This is a genomic window from Rarobacter faecitabidus, from assembly GCF_006716265.1.
Classification (GTDB): domain Bacteria; phylum Actinomycetota; class Actinomycetes; order Actinomycetales; family Cellulomonadaceae; genus Rarobacter; species Rarobacter faecitabidus.
In genome coordinates, this window is record NZ_VFOS01000004.1 from 108,707 (window position 1) to 124,575 (window position 15,869).

Annotated in this window: 13 protein-coding genes and 2 pseudogenes; 9 read left to right on the plus strand and 6 right to left on the minus strand. The window is 64.6% G+C overall.

The genetic code is table 11. From position 1 onward, the window contains the following. Window positions 1-80: 80 nt before the first annotated feature. The 5 genes from FB461_RS10695 to FB461_RS10715 are packed head-to-tail and all read left to right on the plus strand — an operon-like array spanning window position 81 to window position 4,723. Window positions 81-1,505 (plus strand): ferredoxin reductase family protein, encoded by a 1,425-nt coding sequence (locus FB461_RS10695; protein ID WP_142121933.1) that lies wholly within the window; start codon window positions 81-83, stop codon window positions 1,503-1,505. Further along, window positions 1,502-2,008 carry an FMN-binding protein gene (locus FB461_RS10700; RefSeq protein ID WP_142121935.1) on the plus strand — a complete coding sequence of 169 codons (507 nt, stop codon included), beginning with the start codon at window positions 1,502-1,504 and terminating at the stop codon, window positions 2,006-2,008. Before FB461_RS10695 ends, FB461_RS10700 begins: the two co-directional genes overlap by 4 nt. 35 nt (window positions 2,009-2,043) lie before the next feature. Next, window positions 2,044-2,769, plus strand: a complete 726-nt coding sequence (locus FB461_RS10705) for an FAD:protein FMN transferase (protein ID WP_246046217.1) — start codon at window positions 2,044-2,046, stop codon at window positions 2,767-2,769. 35 nt (window positions 2,770-2,804) lie between these two features. Further along, window positions 2,805-3,473: a response regulator transcription factor gene (locus FB461_RS10710; RefSeq protein ID WP_019289542.1), complete on the plus strand. Its 669-nt coding sequence runs from the start codon at window positions 2,805-2,807 to the stop codon at window positions 3,471-3,473. Further along, window positions 3,470-4,723, plus strand: coding sequence for a sensor histidine kinase (locus FB461_RS10715; RefSeq protein ID WP_142121937.1), 1,254 nt, complete (start codon window positions 3,470-3,472; stop codon window positions 4,721-4,723). Before FB461_RS10710 ends, FB461_RS10715 begins: the two co-directional genes overlap by 4 nt. Before the next feature lie 444 nt (window positions 4,724-5,167). Here the strand turns inward: FB461_RS10715 and FB461_RS10720 are convergent. The 4 genes and pseudogenes from FB461_RS10720 to FB461_RS10735 form a co-directional block, all read right to left on the minus strand. Further along, window positions 5,168-5,938, minus strand: a pseudogene (locus FB461_RS10720) (cation diffusion facilitator family transporter); the annotation flags it as partial. A 113-nt stretch (window positions 5,939-6,051) separates the two neighbouring features. Further along, window positions 6,052-6,417, minus strand: a complete 366-nt coding sequence (locus tag FB461_RS10725) for an ArsR/SmtB family transcription factor (protein ID WP_055345763.1) — start codon at window positions 6,415-6,417, stop codon at window positions 6,052-6,054. Between the two features lie 322 nt (window positions 6,418-6,739). After that, a complete protein-coding gene (locus FB461_RS10730; RefSeq protein ID WP_142121942.1) occupies window positions 6,740-7,699 on the minus strand; it encodes a hypothetical protein in 960 nt (319 codons plus the stop codon). Next, window positions 7,689-8,252 (minus strand): DUF6932 family protein, encoded by a 564-nt coding sequence (locus tag FB461_RS10735; protein ID WP_142121944.1) that lies wholly within the window; start codon window positions 8,250-8,252, stop codon window positions 7,689-7,691. Before FB461_RS10735 ends, FB461_RS10730 begins: the two co-directional genes overlap by 11 nt. Before the next feature lie 136 nt (window positions 8,253-8,388). On the opposite strand from FB461_RS10735, the gene FB461_RS10740 reads away from it, so the two are divergent. Beyond that, a complete protein-coding gene (locus FB461_RS10740; protein WP_142121946.1) occupies window positions 8,389-9,132 on the plus strand; it encodes a BglII/BstYI family type II restriction endonuclease in 744 nt (247 codons plus the stop codon). Here FB461_RS10740 and FB461_RS10745 read toward each other — a convergent pair. Beyond that, on the minus strand, window positions 9,074-9,943 hold the full coding sequence (locus tag FB461_RS10745; RefSeq protein ID WP_142121948.1) for an MT-A70 family methyltransferase: 870 nt from the start codon (window positions 9,941-9,943) through the stop codon (window positions 9,074-9,076). The genes FB461_RS10740 and FB461_RS10745 overlap by 59 nt on opposite strands. A 188-nt stretch (window positions 9,944-10,131) precedes the next feature. Here FB461_RS10745 and FB461_RS10750 point away from each other — a divergent pair, with 188 nt between their 5' ends. The 3 genes and pseudogenes from FB461_RS10750 to FB461_RS10760 all read left to right on the plus strand — a co-directional run. Then, on the plus strand, window positions 10,132-10,494 hold the full coding sequence (locus tag FB461_RS10750) for an antirestriction protein ArdA (protein ID WP_142121950.1): 363 nt from the start codon (window positions 10,132-10,134) through the stop codon (window positions 10,492-10,494). Between the two features lie 742 nt (window positions 10,495-11,236). After that, entirely contained in the window at window positions 11,237-14,842 is a 3,606-nt protein-coding gene (mobF, locus tag FB461_RS10755) for a MobF family relaxase (RefSeq protein WP_281282083.1), read from the plus strand. A 37-nt stretch (window positions 14,843-14,879) separates the two neighbouring features. After that, window positions 14,880-15,404, plus strand: a pseudogene (locus FB461_RS10760) (integrase core domain-containing protein); the annotation flags it as partial. 86 nt (window positions 15,405-15,490) lie between these two features. Here FB461_RS10760 and FB461_RS12185 read toward each other — a convergent pair. Continuing rightward, a complete protein-coding gene (locus tag FB461_RS12185; RefSeq protein ID WP_211349908.1) occupies window positions 15,491-15,706 on the minus strand; it encodes a hypothetical protein in 216 nt (71 codons plus the stop codon). Window positions 15,707-15,869: the final 163 nt, after the last annotated feature.

Consider the following 15,869-nt stretch of genomic DNA (forward strand, 5'->3'; position numbering starts at 1 on the left):
GGAATTTCGGCTAAGAATTCTGGAAGAATTCGGGACGATTGTAGGGAGGGTAGAAGACACTCACCCGAATCGAGAACACGATGACTCTCAGAACTGCACCCACCGTCCCTGTGCGGACCCGCCGCATGGTCGACCCGGTCGACCGTACCCGGCGCATCCGGGGCCGACGTCGGAGGCGCACGGCCGACGCGATGATCGCCCTCGTCTGGGCATCGGTCGCCGCCGCCATGACCTTGTGGCTCGCCTACGGCGGTCTGAACACCGTCAGCGGCCTCGCTACCGCACTGACCGCCGCGGGCATCGTGACCGGCCTGGTCGGCACTGACCTCATCCTGGTGATGCTCGTGCTCGCCGCTCGCATCCCGGCGGTCGACCGGGTGGTCGGGCAGGACACGGCGATGGCGTTCCATCGGCAGCTCGGTAAGCCCGCGCTGTATCTGATCCTTGCCCACGGTGCGCTGCTCACCGTCGGCTACGCGATGGCCGACGGGTCGAACGTCGTCACCGAGACCATCAGCCTGTTCCAGGGCCCAGATATGGCGCTCGCCTACCTCGGGCTGGGCCTGCTCATCGCCGTCGTGGTCACCTCGGTCGTCGCGGTGCGGCGGCGCTTCGCATACGAGGCCTGGCACCTCATCCACCTGCTGAGCTACGCGGCCGTGCTCGTGGCGCTGCCGCATCAGCTGAGCGCAGGCGGTGTGCTCGCCGACGGCACCGTGCAGCGGGTCTACTGGATTGCGCTGTACGTGCTCGCCTTCGGCGCCATTGCCGTGTTCCGTTTCGCGGTGCCCGCGCTGCGCAGCGCCCGACATGGTATCCGGGTCGCTGGCGTCGAGCAGGTCGCCCCCGGGGTCGTCTCGATCCACCTCGCCGGGCGGGACCTCGACCGCCTGCAGACCGCGGGCGGGCAGTACGCGATCTGGCGGTTCTGGACCGGCGCCACCTGGTGGCATGCCCATCCGATCTCCTTCTCGGCGGTTCCTACGGCGTCGTCGGCGCGCCTGACGGTGCGCGACCTCGGCACCGGCAGTGCGGCGATCTCCCGTGTGCGCCCCGGCACCCGGGTGTCGATCGAGGGCCCCTACGGCGTGTTCACCGAGGCGCACCGGGTGGCCCCGAAGCTGGCCGTGGTCGCGGCGGGTATCGGCATCACGCCGATCCGCTCGATGCTCGAGCACTCGACGCTACGCCCCGGCGAGGCCACCGTGCTGCTGCGCGGCAGCGATCCCTCGCAGAGCTACCTGTGGGACGAGGTCGGCGCCCTCCGCAGCATGCGCGGCAATGCGGTCTTCTCGATGATGGGCCCGCGACCGCAGGGGCTCGCCACCTGGATGTCGGTCGAGGCACTTGCCCACGGTGTCACGATCGGCACGGTTTTCCCCGATCTGCTGAACTCCGATTTCTACGTGTGCGGGCCGCAGTCGTGGATCGATCTGGTGATCCGCGACGCCCGGGCGGCCGGTCTGCCCGAGGACCAGATCCACGTCGAGAGGTTCGACTGGTGAGGGCGCGCGCACTGGCCCTCAGCATCTTGTCGTCGGTGGCCGTGCTGACCGTGGGGTGGCAGCTCGGCACGCAGGGCCAGACCCCGACTGTTCCGGATGCGACAGCCACCACCACGACCACGGCTCCCAACGGCGGGTCGATGTCCTCCGCAGCGGCCGCCCCGGCGCCCACTCCGACCGCCGCCGGCAGCAGCGCGAGTGCCACAGCCCCGGCGTCGGACAGCGCTTCGGGCACATTCACCGGTACCTCCGTGCAGACCCGCTTCGGCCCGGTGCAGGTGCAGATCACCGTCGCGAACGGCAGCATCACCGATGTCACCGCGCTGCAGCTCACCGACAAGGATCAGCGCTCGGTGTCGATCAGCAACCGGGCCGCGCCGGTACTGCGCCAAGAGGTTCTGGCGGCGCAGTCGGCGAACGTGCAGGGCGTCTCGGGTGCCACCTACACCAGCGACGGGTACCTCAGCTCGCTCCAGTCGGCGCTCGACCAGGCCGGGCTCTGACCATGGGCGTGCACGTGTTCGACACCATGGGCACCATGGTGAGTCTGCGCTTCGCCGGCTCCACCGCCCCCGCATCCGTTCTCGACGAGGTCGAAGAGGCGTTCCGAGTCTTCGACGAGCGGTTCAGTTTGTATCGGCCCGACTCCGAGATCAGCAGGATGGCTCGCGGGGAGCTGCCGCTGACCCGGGCTAGTGCGGAGCTTCGCGAGGCCTATGCCGACGCCTTCGACTGGTCACGGAGCACCGGCGGCACCTTCACACCCCACCGCCCCGACGGCGTGATCGACCTCTCGGGCACCGTCAAGGCCAAGGCGATGGAGGCGGCGGCGCGGGTGCTCGAGTCGTCCGGCGAAACCGACTGGATGCTCGTGGCCGGCGGGGACATCCTCACCCGGGGCGATCTCGGCGGCCCGCCGTGGCGCGCCGGCATCGTCGACCCGGACGACCGGGGCGCGCTGCTCTGCGCTGTCGAGCTCGTCGGCCGACACACTGCCCTGGCCACCTCGGGCACCGCCGAGCGGGGCGAGCACATCTGGCGCACCGGTGACCCCCGTTCGCCGCAACGCTACCGCCAGGTGACCGTGCTGGCCGACGACATCGTCACCGCGGATGTACTCGCCACCGCCCTCGTCGCGGGCGGGCCCGACCGCTGCCCGGAGTTGATCGACCGCTTCGACATCGAGGCGATCACCGTCGACTACGCGGGGCACCTCACCGCGACACCAGGGCTGCAGAGCGCCCGGGGGCTCACGCCGATATGAGCCTCGCCGCCCCCTGTTTCCCCTATACTTCGAGTATGTCGCAGCGCGCACGCATTCTGCTCGTCGAAGACGACGCGCGCCTGGCACAGATGCTCGAGCAGCTGCTCGCAGCCGAGGGCTACGACACCGTGCTCGCCCGAGACGGCCAACGTGCCCTGCACGAAGGCCTGACGCACGAGTTCGACGCCCTCGTGCTCGACCGGGGGCTGCCGGTGTTGGAGGGGCTGGACGTGCTGTCCCGTCTCCGGGGCCGCGGCATCCTGACCCCAGCCCTCGTGCTCTCGGCGCTCGGCAACCCGGCCGACCGCGTAGAGGGCCTCGATCGGGGCGCGGAGGACTACCTCGCCAAACCCTTCGACATCGACGAGCTGCTCGCCCGCATCCGCGCCCTACTCCGCCGACACAGCAGCACAGTGCCGGTGCTGGCACTAGTGAGCGGGTCGCTCGATACGGCGAGTCGTACCGTGACGACGGGAGAGGGCGAGAACGTGACCCTCTCCGAGCGCGAGTCGCAGCTGCTCGAACGGCTCGCCCGCCGGCCGAATCAGGTGTTCGAACGGAACGGCCTGCTCGCCAGCGTTTTCCCCGATGCCGACGACCCCGGCGTGGTCGACACCTACGTGCACTACCTGCGAAAGAAGCTCGGCCGCGACAGCGTCAAGACGGTTCGCGGTATCGGGTACCGGCTCGGACCGCTGCCGTGAGAGCGCTGCGCACGGGCGACGACCTGAGAGGCGCGTCGCTGCGGCTCACCGCACAATTCACCGCCCTCCTGTTATTCATCCTGGCGATCGTCGGCACGCTCGTCTATCTGATCGTCAGCACGAGCGTGACCGAATCGAACCAGCGGGCACTTGTCGCGGCCACCCGGCTCGACTCGCCCCAGGATGCGCCGAGCGGCACCTACCTCTCCCTGGTCGACGGGCGCACCGGCGACCAACTCATCTCCTCCGACGACCTACCCGAGGGATTGCTCGACACCACGGCCCTCCAGTCGGTAGCGGCCGGCGGCGCGGACGTGCAGGAGCAGCGCACCGTGGACGGGCGCGACTACCTCCTCCTCACCACCTCCGCCACCGGGGACCGCAGCCACGACCGATTCGTGCAGGTCGCGCTCGACCTGCACGAGAGCTCCGAAGAACTGGGCAGGCTCGCGACCGCGCTGATCGCCGGCGGACTCGTCGCGGCCGTGCTCGCCTTCGCCACCGCCTACCTGATGGCCCGCCGCGCCATCCGCCCCCTGGCCGAGGCGCTCGCCCTACAGCGCCGCTTCGTCGCCGACGCCAGCCACGAACTCCGCACACCACTGACCCTGCTGACCACCCGGGCGCAAATTCTGAAACGCCGAGGCGGCAATGACCTCCCCGCAGACGTCACCACCTCCGTCGATGAAATCGTCACCGATACCCGGACGCTCACCGAGATCCTCGAAGACCTCCTGATCGCCGCCGACCCGCGAACCGTGGTCGAGCCGACCCCGGTTGACCTCAGGGCTGTCGCGGACAATGCGGTCGGGCTTCTCCGTGACGACGCAGGTCGGCGCGGCATCTCCCTCGCCCGCGCGGGCGACCCGGAACCGATCATCATCCCCGGGTCGCGTGCCGCTCTGCTGCGCCTGGTGATCGCCCTGTCGACCAACGCGCTCGACCACGCCCGCACCGCGGTGACGGTCACCGTCTCGGCGTCGAACGGGAACGCAATCGTACGCGTGACGGACGACGGTCCGGGATTCTCACCCGAGGTCGCGTCCACAGCCTTCGACCGCTTCGTCAGCAGCCGGAACGTCGACAGCACCACACGCCACTACGGACTCGGATTGGCAATAGTCGCGGAAATCGTCCAGCGCCACCGCGGTACCGTCACTATCGAACAACCGACCACCGGCGCATCCGTAACGTGCATATTCCCGCTCGCACCGGCAAAGCTGCACTCCGCTATCCGGCAAGGAGAGTAAATCTGTTCAGACCTCCAGGACCGAAATCGGACCCGAGAACGCATACGGCCGGCATGACGGCCGACCATATTTCGCGCGGCTAAAGCGCAAAACCACCGGGGGCGACCGCCAGCCGACGAACCAGCCGCAGTCTGTCTGAGGCCAGGCGAAGCGCTTCAACGAGCGTGATCGACTCGCCCTGCCGACGAGTGAGCCATGCAACAATGCCAATCAATTCAAGCCACAGCAGCGGGATGCCGTCGGCTGCAGTGAGGGCTCTCGACCAAAACGGATCCACAAGGCTTACCTCGTGACCTCTGTTGTTGTCGATATGGTCATGTCATCCAGGTTCGGGAGTGTATGCGAGATCCCGTGCCTGATGTCATGCACGATCGTTTCGGCGGCTGAGATCGGCATATCAGCGACAGCTACCGTTGCGGCGCCCTGGAGTCGGTGGCCGACCTATCGCAGCTGCAGTGAAGGCACGGCGAGAACCCCCGGGGTGTGTTCGATCGCGTGCCGCGCTCGCTCGACGAGCTCGGGTTCGATGCCATCCATGAGGCGGCGCCCGATGCTGCGAACGGTTCCCCAGAGGAGCACGATGATGGCGGCTGAGATGAGCAGTCCGACGATGGGGTCGGCGAGCGGGAATCCGAGCATCACGCCGAATCCGCCGAGGACGACGGCGAGCGAGGTGAAGCCGTCGATGCGCGCGTGCACGCCGTCTGCGACGAGTGCGGCGGAACCGATCCTCTGGCCGACCCGGATTCGATAGATGGCGACGATTTCGTTGCCGATGAAGCCGATGAAGCCCGCGGCGATAACCCACCCTAGGTTGTGGAGAGGTTGCGGGTTGAAAAAGCGTTCGATCGATTGATAGGCGGCGACGACCGCTGACAACGCGACCACGGCGATGATGAACAGGCCTGAAAGGTCCTCCGCCCTTCCAAACCCGTAGGTGTAGTGCTTGGTCGCGGCGCGTCGGCCAAGCACGAACGCGACCCACAACGGGACCGCGGTCAGTGCGTCAGAGAAGTTATGGATGGTATCTGCGAGCAAGGCGACCGACCCACTGATGATGACGACGACGAACTGCAGCATCGTCGTTCCAAGCAGAACGAACAGACTTATCTTGAGCGCCCGCACGCCCTGAGTGCTGGCCTCGAGGGCATCGTCGATGGAGTCGGCGGCATCGTGGCTATGGGGCACGAACAGGCCGTAGAGAAAACCCTTGATGCCGGTCGGATGTGAATGCCCGTGGTCGTGATCGTGGGTGTGCGCGTGGCCGGGAGACTCGTGGTGTTCGTGCTGGGTCGGCTCGTCGTGTCCGTGGTGAGTGTGGGGCGTGCTCACCTCACGGGCTCGGTTCGCGTGTGGTGGTGCCGCGGTGTTCCACCGAGGGAGTGCTCGGCCTGGAATATCGCGTCCGAGACGAGCTGACTCGCGTGTTCGTTCTCCAACCGGTAGAACACACGCGTCCCTTCTTGCCGGGTCGCTACGAATCGTCCCAGCCGCAACTTGGCGAGGTGCTGCGAGACCGCGGCAGGCGACTTGTCGACAAAGACAGCAAGGTCATTCACGGAGCGCTCCCCCTCTCGAAGAGCGAGAATCAGACGCACCCGGGTCGCATCAGCGAGCATCGAAAAGACTTCCACCGCAAGTTCGACGAACTGGCTGCCAGGGTCGCGGCCACAAATCACACTATCTGCATGCATACGCAGATTATTGCACTTACCGGTCTCGAATGCGTAGGCAGGGCAATCGTTTGGGTGAGGCCGCCGCAGCGGATATGCACAACGTCGCGGCGACCTCGAACCCGACTCAACTACGGAAGTTCGGAGTGCTACTTCTGCATGCGGGCGATTAGCCATGGCCGCCTGAGGGTCGAGAAGTGTTCGGAAATCCTTGATAGCGCCAAATAGCGATCACAGAACGCCGCCACAAAGCGACAACAACCACAGAAAAGTGCGCCAGCTCCACCGTCCATCGAGTAGGCCCTGTTGGACGACTCTCTCCGACAAGTGGGGAGTGGGCGGTCTACCGATCGCTTTCTTCACGGCCGAGAACCTCGAACGCAGTCGCGGCGTACTTCTGCTTCGCCTCGTCCGCCGGCCCGGAATCCTCGGTGACGTTCACGCTGATCGATATGATCGCCCCTGTTCCCAAGGTCGCGGTCTGGGCCTTGGGGATGGCCCTGGCGTCGATCTTGACGATCTCGCCCCCGTCCATCTCAAGCTGCCATGCGGCGATGTCACTCACGGTGCGCAGCACGCCTCGGATGGTGGTCGGCTCCAGCTCCAGCTCCCGCGAGGAGATGACCTGGGCAATGTACATCAGCTCGGCGGCGTTCAGACGGGTCCGGAGCCGTGGTCGTCGAGGTTGTGCCCATGCGATGTCGGGCTCGAACCCGAACTTGACGAGCGTCATGGTGAAGTCGCGCAACGTCGAGGCGACTCTCGGACCGCGCTGCGTGAGATCGCTCAGGAACGCGCTCCCGTCGACGTCGGGGCCGAGTTGTCGGCCCCCGTCGAGTAGCCCAAGCGCGTCCTTGACCGCAAGGTCAACGAGTTGGTCCTCGGTGTCTCCGAAGAGTCCAGTCTGACCGTCCGGGACGATCTCCTCTGCTGGCGGCATCGCCGGGACCATTTGGAGCACAAGACTCCCGGGCAGTGGTGATCCAGAGAGGCTCAGCCGTGTCTTCGCCACGACGTCGGCGGGGGGCTGCCCCCTCAGTGACGTGTGCCCGGTCGATGCCAGGCCAGTGGCCAGCACGAGCCGCTGGAGGTTCCGTAGCGTCTCTGCGATACCGTCGATCGACCCGGAGTGTCCCTCGATGCCGCTGCCTGTAAGCCGGAGCGAACCAGAGGATGAGTCCCGGCGCAGGCCGCCGCCCTCGGTCCGGAAGGTGTCGATGCTCATGCGCGCGAGGTCATCCGAGTCCGCCCAGTCAGACGAACCCGTCAGCCCTCTCTTGAATGCCTCCCAATCAAATACCATGGAAGCCGTCCAGCTCTACCTCGAAGTAACCACGTTTCGGCAGCGCGTCAGCAAGCTGCGGAGGTGCATCCTTCGTGCCGGCGCGGCGCCGCATCCAGAAGTCGTCCCAGTAGCCTCGGGCAGTGACGTAAGCCTGATGCTCTAGGCAGGAGGAGCGATCCGCCTCGGGGTACAAATGCCATTGGCAGTATCGCGTGTCCACACGCAGGCCGGTCGCTCGTCGAACCAGGTTGTCCGCAAACAGTTGCAGAAGCTCCCTGTCGCGAGGGTCGGCAACTTGGTTGACGAGGTTGTCCTGACACCAGTAGACGAGGTCGATGTCGTCAGGGTCCAACTTGTCGGTGAGGAAGCTACCGCCCACCCAGACACTGATAACAGGGACGACCGAGCGTAGCCCCGCTGTGGCCGACCAGAAGTCCTGCCAGATCTGCTTTCGCGTGCTCGATGCCGAGAAGTAATCGGCGTCGACAAAATCACGCTTGATCTGATCAAGCGTGGCGCCGAATCTCCCCAACGGGAGTGCTCCGGTTCGCGTGTCGAGCCCAGGGAGCACCGCCCACCTCCTCGTGTCCGAACCCTCTCTCCGATTATGGACCACACCTACGACAGCTTGTGCGAGGCTGGCCGTACACGGGATCCCCTCCGGGGGCCTAGCCAACCCATGGGGCATCGTCGGCTAGGGTCGGAGCATGGACCTGACACACTCATACGACCGCGTGGTGCCCGAAGCTGTGCGCTCACGCTACGTCGTCCGTGAGACACGACAGGCTGCGGCGATCCTCCAGGCGACCAACCCCGAGCTGTTCGACGAGATGGTTTCCGCGCTGAACGAGTTCGAGATCGTGGGGAACGACCTACTCACGGCGGGCGGACAGGAGACTCAGCTCGCCCGTCGGTTCAACGACGCCTTCCGCAGCAGGGGATGGCGCGAAGCCCGCGTCGACACGGAGATTGAACTGCGACTGCGCATCATGCCTTACAAGCCCGCCGGGGAGACCAAGGCCGAGGTCATCACTACGCCGGTGAGCAACAAGGGATACAAGGTCGACAACTTCAAGGGCAGGGTGGCGCTCGACCTGGAGTGGAATGCGAAGGATGGCAATCTAGACCGCGACATCGGCGCGTACCGGGCGCTCTACGAGGCTGGATTCATCGATGTCGGAGTCATCGTCACGCGTACCCAGGACGAGCTGCGAGCCTTCGCGACGCAGCTACGCCTCGACGCGGGCATGCCCGAGGTCGAAGCCAAGAAGATGCTCGCCACGACGACCACGACCAACCTGGAGAAGCTCATCCCACGGCTCACGCGAGGTGATGCGGGCGGATGCCCCATTCTTGCCATCGCGATCTCCAGCAGCGCTTACGAGAACGCGCCTACACCGCGGCCCCAGAACCCTCCTGCCGCTTCGGTCGACCCCGGCCACGCAGTGTGACCCCACCCTTCGCTAGCAGCGTGCGAACCCGCGCGATTGAGTAGCCCGACCTGTCCGCGAGCTGCTGGACGGACGAGCCGGATTCGTACTCCTCCACAAGAGCACGGGCAACGCGATCAGACAGCCAGTCGCTCATCCGCTCGTTGGGCTCCAGGGTCGGCAGGTAGGTGATCTCGCCGCCGCTGTAGCCCTTGTGCGTCTGGCCCTTGGGCTCAATCGTCGCGTCCGACTCATTGCCCCAGGCGGTCCATCCCGGTCGGGCGTAGCGCGCGAACATCTCCAGGTAGGGGCCAGGGGAGCACGACTCGATGAGGTCGTATTGCTCGTCAGGCTTGCGGCTGTGCTCCCGCTTGCGCGTCTCGATCATGTTCACGGTGGACCGGGCTGGGGCCAGCGTGCGCATGGAGCCCTTCACGCCGAACAGGATCGGCTCTGTGACGTTGCGGAAGTAGAAACCCACTCCTCGCCCGTCCGGGCCGCCGTCCTTGCGGCGCTTGGCCCACACGACGTTGCTTACGTAGCGGAAGCCCCACGCCTGAAGCACTTCCAACCCCTCCGGCAGCAGTGCGTTCGGAACCCAGAGGTACAGGTGTGCGTTCTTGGCGGTCACGTCGGCCACCGGGAGTGACTTGATCGACTCCAGATCCATCGTCCCGTAGCGGTCGAGCCTACGGTGCTCGGGCGCGACCTTCCCCGTGCGGTTGGCAAACCGCCACGGAGGGTCAGCGAGCACCGTCTGGAACCCGCCCTCCACGGTCGGCAGAGGTGCAATGTCCGGGGTCTGTGGCAAGGTATCGATGGTCGCCGTCATGCGCCCATCCTAACAGGATAAGATCTACTTCTCCATATTAGATCTTTAGAGCGTGTCGTTTGCCAGCCCCGCAGTAGCGGGCCTCGGGACTCTTCCTGAGAGTCGTGCCGCGCGGCGTAACCGCGTCCATTCACACGAGCAGGACAGCCTGCCGTGCGCACGGCCCTCCACCACAAGGAGGAGCTGCCGTGACCACCACAACACCCGCTACCGAGACGACCCCGAGCGCCTGGATCGGCTGCCTCGCCTGCTACAACGCGGGCCGCCTCGTCGGCGACTGGTTCGACGCCATCAGTGCTGACGAGGTCACAACCTACGACATTCACGGCGCTCACTCGCGTGCTGATTCCCACGATGAGCTGTGGGTGATGGACCACGAGAACATCCCCGTCTCGGGCGAGATGAGGTCACGACTGGCGGCCTGTGGTGGCAGCTCGCGGGGAGAAGTCGACTGCACGGGTGACAATCACGTCCTCGAGTCGACCTATCGAGAGCTCGAGACTTCATCGATGAGCCGACTCCCCCGATCGAACCCCACTGAGGAGAGTTAGCAGGCTCGATCAGTGATGAGAGTCCTCATCGAGATGACTTATCAGTCATTACTTCTAAAGGCTATGGACTTCTGGCACCGTGGTCATCACATCATCAGTTCGGCCCGCTCGCGGCGGGGCGGGACGTGTGGTGTGCATGAGCGAATCAGAGGTTGGGACGTGCTGGCGTTGCGGTGGGAGGCTGTCGGGGCGGCAGCGGATGTGGTGTTCTGATCGGTGTCGTTGGGCGGCTGCGCAGTTGCGGCGTGGTGGCCGGGCGGGTCGGGTTTCGCGCAGTGATGTGGTGGCGGCAGCGGTGACGAGGTCTGCTGCGGTGCGCCGTGGGGCGCTTGGTGTGGAGCTTGCTCAGGCTCGTGGGCGGTTGGCTGCTTTGGCCAGCCAGGTGGCGCAGTCACGCGACGAGGTGGCTGAGGCTCGGGCAGTAGCGGCTCAGGCGGTGGCTGATGTTCAGTGGCTGGCGGGGTGGGTGGTGGCGGTCATGGACCGTACTGGCTGGCGTGGGTATTCCGGGCAATTGCGTGAGGTGGTGGAACGCTATGTGCCTACCGGTCATTGACCGCTCATCACATGCGGCGGGAATGGCGGCTGGCGGGCGGTGGTGGCTGCGGCGGTTGGAGATGCGACTGGCGGCTGGTGGCGGATTGTGGTGGCTGGCGGCGTGGATGGCTAGCGGCTGGCTGGTGGTGTGGGTGACTGAGGGCGGTTTGACTGCTGGCGGGACGGGTGGTGGCTGGTTGTGGCGATGAGTTTGACGCGGCTGACTGCTGCTGGTGGCGTGGACTATCTGCTGAAGACGGTGGCGGCTGGTGACGCCACGGTGGCTGGTGGCGGGCTGACTGACTACTACGCTGCGAGCGGGAATCCACCTGGCCGGTGGTGGGGCGGCGGCGCGGCGGTGGCTGGTCTGGCTGACGGAAGTGTGGTCAGCCATGAAGGCGCCGACCGGTTGTTCCGCCATTGTGAGCATCCGCTGACGGGTGAACCGTTGGGTGTGCAGCCAAAGCTTGGTACGGGGCGGTCACCGGTGGCGGGGTTTGACTGCACGTTCACGATCCCGAAGTCGGTGGCTGTCGTATGGGCGGTGGCTGACCGCCGCAGCCAGGAGTTGGTGATGGCTGCTCATGAGCGAGCGATTGACCAGGCGCTTAGCTGGCTGGAGTCCGAGGTGATCCAAACCAGATCGGGCCGTGGTGGTGTGGCTAGTGAACCGGTTGACGGGATTATCGCCGCCCGGTTCGACCACTACACCTCTCGTGATGGCGACCCACACCCGCATGTGCACGCGGTGATCGCCAACCGTGTGCGGCGGTCGCGTGATGGCAAGTGGTTGACGATCGACTCGCGCAGCCTCCATAAGGCTGCGGTCGCGGCCAGCGAGCTTCACCAGAACTTGTTCCTAGACGAGATCTCCCGGACCCTCGGGTGGGGGTTCGTTGAACGTGAGGATCCGGGCCAGACCTCTCGGGCCGTGATCATGGACCTGGACGGTGTCGATAGCCGGCTCCTTGACCGGTTCTCCTCGCGTGACCGTCAGATCAGGGAACGCGAAGCGGAATTGACGGCACTGTTCGTCGCGTCGAACGGTCGCGAGCCGGGGAAGCGGGAGCGGGCGGTGATTCACCGTGATGCGTGGCGTGACACACGCCGGCCGAAAGATGAACGGCCCGAACCTCTTACGGATTCCATGAGTCGGTGGCGGACCGAGCTGCGCTCGTTAGGGATCAAACCAGGTGCGTTGATTGATTCGATTAGCCGTTCAGATGCTCCAGTGACAGGACTACGGGCGGGCCTTGACCCCACATTCGTGGACGCCGCGGCTGCGACCGCCTTCCAGGACGGTGCGAGCAGTACCATCACTGACTCCGCTGCGGACAAGGGCGTCAGTGGGGACGTGGACGATGTTGCTGCGGCAGCGGTCGAGGCGACGATGGGGGCCAGGTCGACGTGGTCGAGATTGAATCTTCGCGCTGAAGTCGAACGCCTGACCCGCCATGTCAGGTGTGACAGTCACGAGTCCCGAAGCGTGATGGTCGAGGCGATCACTGACCGGGCCATCGAGATGAGTGTGCCGTTAACCGCCCGGCGATATGCCGTGATGGACGATCACCGGTTGGTTCATCGCGGCCGGTCAGTGTTCGATGACCCTGGGCTTGAGTTGTTCACTCACGGCCGGACCTTGGCTGCAGAGGACCTGGTGCTGTCCGCCGCCCACCAGCCCTTCGAGTCGCTGACCCCCGAAGAGGCCAGTCAGATGATTGCGGAATACAGTGCCGCGATGCAGCAGGAAACTGGCTTCTCGCTCGGGCAGGACCAGGTCGACGCGGTCGTGGGTGCGCTCAGTGATGGACGAGCTCTCAGTGCGATCGTTGGACCGGCGGGCACGGGTAAGACCTCTGCGATGCGGATACTGCGTGAGGCGTGGGAAGTGGGTCATGGTGCCGGATCGGTCATCGGCCTGACGACCTCGGCGCAAGCTGCTGCCGTGTTGGGAGAGGAAATTGGTGCCGGTACTGACACGGTCGCGAAATGGTTGTTCGAGTCCGTGGGCGGCGGTGTTGCGTTGCGAGAGAAACGGGCGCTGGAACTTGAACGGCGTATCGAGGGCGCGACCTCTCGGCGGACACGTGGACGCTTCGAGCGTGAGCTTGTGGCGTTGCGTGCACATCAGGCGCACTACAGGATGCGCCCGGGCCAACTCGTCATCATCGATGAAGCCTCCATGACCGGCACCTTCCCAATGGCCGAGATTGTCCGCCAGGCCCGCGCGGCCGGCGCGAAGGTCCTGCTGGTGGGTGACCCTGCCCAGCTCGGCGCACCCGAGGCAGGAGGACTCCTGGCCAGGCTTGACCGTGAGAACCTGACCTCGCATCTGACGGCAGTATGGCGGTTCCGAAACGACTGGGAAGCAAAGACGAGCCTGAAGCTGCGTGCCGGTGATGTCGGCGCGATCGCGGACTACGCCGCACGCGACCGTATCCGTCACGGGGTCGATGAAACCATGCTCGATGGCTGCTACCAAGAAGCACTCACAGATCTGGCCGCAGGCCATGACACGCTCCTGGTCGTAGGCACCAACGAGACGATGCGGGACATGAACACCCGCTTCACCCTCGACCGGCGCGCAGCCGGCTTGGTAGACACCACGACATTAGCCGCACTGCGCTCACGCCAAGATGCCGGCGTGGGTGACGTGATCGTGTCCCGCCACGTCGACCGAACCATCACTGACACCGCAGGTGACTTCATGCGCAACGGAACACTCATGACCGTTCTGGATATCGCGGCATCCGGTGAGATCCGTGCCCGACGCCACGACAACAACGCAGAAGTCACGCTGCCCGTCCAGCATGTGCGCGAGCACACGGACTTGGGATATGCGATGACCGCGCACCGTGCGCAAGGTTCCACCGTCGATCGAGCACACGTGGCGATCCCCACCTCGGCTTCCCTGCCACGGGAATTGTTGTACGTGGCGATGACACGAGGCCGGGATTCCAACACCTGCTGGGTTGGGGAAGAAACCGTACCCGATGATCACACCTTCGACGAAGACGGACTCCTGCGCTGGCAAGACCGGCTCGCCAAAGCGATCACAACGTCAGGGGCAGAACGCTCAGCAACGCAGGTGCGTTTGGATGAAAACGACCGCCAGCACAACCTCGCACAACTGCACGCAGAACGAGACCACCTGCTCTCGCTCATCGCCCCACCTGTGGACCCCCTCGCGGTCGACCACATGCACACATGGATCGTGTCGAGGTTCGGCAAACCCAAGGCCCTAGTCAACGACCACGATGATGCCGGCGCGTCCCGCCGTGTCCTTGCACGCCACCTCGCATGGCTTCAAGCACAGGGACACGACGTTAACGCTGTTATCAACCAGGCGCTCGCGTTACGTGACACCGGAGATGCGGACGACATGCCAGCACTCATTCACTGGCGACTCACGCATCTCCTCGACCTGCCCATGGGCGGCACGCCAGCGGACGTCGACATGCTGGCAAAGGCCGACCCACACCTATATGAAGCCATCACACAGGTGGGCGCAATGATCATGGACCGTGAACGCGTCCTCGCGCAACGGCCAGCACACGAACCCTGGGCGCGAGACATACCAGGAGAAGGACAAGCACACGCCAAACTCGTCACAGCCGTGCGCTGCTACCGCGAACAATGGAGCATCGACCCGACCGAAGCAACACCGCTGGGACCGGCTCCTGATGCACGCAGCAAGACGCAAGCCCGCGCATGGCTAGCGCTCAAACAGGCGATGACGAGTCCGAGAACCGGACCAGCAACGGTCAGCGACATCGTGATTGAAGGCCAACAAAAGATAGAACTTGGATAGCACTTAGGAGCGGCAAAGAACCGGGTCTGAGTTCAACGACTTCACATACGTCCGCACCTGGGCGGGGTTCGCCTACGTCGGGTTCGTCGTGGATGTGTTCGCCCAGCGAATCGTCGGCTGGCACGCCTCCACCTCGAAGCAGGTCGACCTGGTCATGACGCCGCTGCGCATCGCGATGTGGCAACGAGAACGGGAAGGAAACCCTGTCTCGCCTGGGGATTTGATCAATCACCGCGACGCTGGATCTCAATATACCGCGCTTCGGCTGACCGAGCATATCGCCCTCGAAGGGATCGTCCCGTCGATCGGGATTGTCGGCGACGCCTTGGATATCGCGCTGATGGAGACGATCAACGGCCTGTACAAGACCGAGTGCATGCGCGCGACCGTCTTCCACGCCGATCCCTTCCGTACCCTCGCGGACGTCGAGTTCGCGACCGCCAGCTGGGTCGACTGGTACAACAACCGCCGCGTCCACAGCTCCGTCGGGATACTCACCCCGGTACAGTTCGCGATGCTCCACTACGAGGCCCTCTCCCGAGAGCCCGAACCCACAAAGTAGCGGCAGAAAACCCGGGCTGATTCAGATCGCTCCTCGAAACAGGAGGAATCCGACCCCATCTACAGCCTCAGATGCGATGAGCCGATTTAGAGTTGTTTAAAAGTCGCAATGAGTGTCGAGATTAGATTTTGCTCATCATTAGAATCTTCTTCTGATTGTTGTATCGCAAGGGATATTAAAAGCTTCGGGTCAAGCCCACGCCGACGAAATTCATTTTCTGCAATCTCTAGCAACACTTTTAATGAGCATTTGCTGGGAATGGAAATGTGAACATATTCGGCCAATCCATGTTCAACTCGCACTAATACTATCCTTTCTGCCGCGCGGATTTCGCTTCGGATTACCCTAGAATGCTAACAGATACCCCCTGAATTCCCTGGCATCTTGACGGTTGAATAAGAATGGTCGCCACTCCATCTGCCACGGCAGTGGATTTACGAGACATATTCTCTAGCATCTCGAATA

Excerpts from the sequence above, each read along its gene's own strand:
- FB461_RS10710 (WP_019289542.1), top strand. The coding sequence starts at position 2,805 with ATGTCGCAGCGCGCACGCATTCTGCTCGTCGAAGACGACGCGCGCCTG.
- FB461_RS10740 (WP_142121946.1), top strand. The coding sequence starts at position 8,389 with ATGGACCTGACACACTCATACGACCGCGTGGTGCCCGAAGCTGTGCGC.
- FB461_RS10695 (WP_142121933.1), top strand. The coding sequence starts at position 81 with ATGACTCTCAGAACTGCACCCACCGTCCCTGTGCGGACCCGCCGCATG.
- FB461_RS10705 (WP_246046217.1), top strand. The coding sequence starts at position 2,044 with ATGGTGAGTCTGCGCTTCGCCGGCTCCACCGCCCCCGCATCCGTTCTC.
- FB461_RS10745 (WP_142121948.1), bottom strand. The coding sequence starts at position 9,943 with ATGACGGCGACCATCGATACCTTGCCACAGACCCCGGACATTGCACCT.
- FB461_RS10725 (WP_055345763.1), bottom strand. The coding sequence starts at position 6,417 with ATGCATGCAGATAGTGTGATTTGTGGCCGCGACCCTGGCAGCCAGTTC.
- mobF (WP_281282083.1), top strand. The coding sequence starts at position 11,237 with ATGAGTTTGACGCGGCTGACTGCTGCTGGTGGCGTGGACTATCTGCTG.
- FB461_RS10730 (WP_142121942.1), bottom strand. The coding sequence starts at position 7,699 with ATGGTATTTGATTGGGAGGCATTCAAGAGAGGGCTGACGGGTTCGTCT.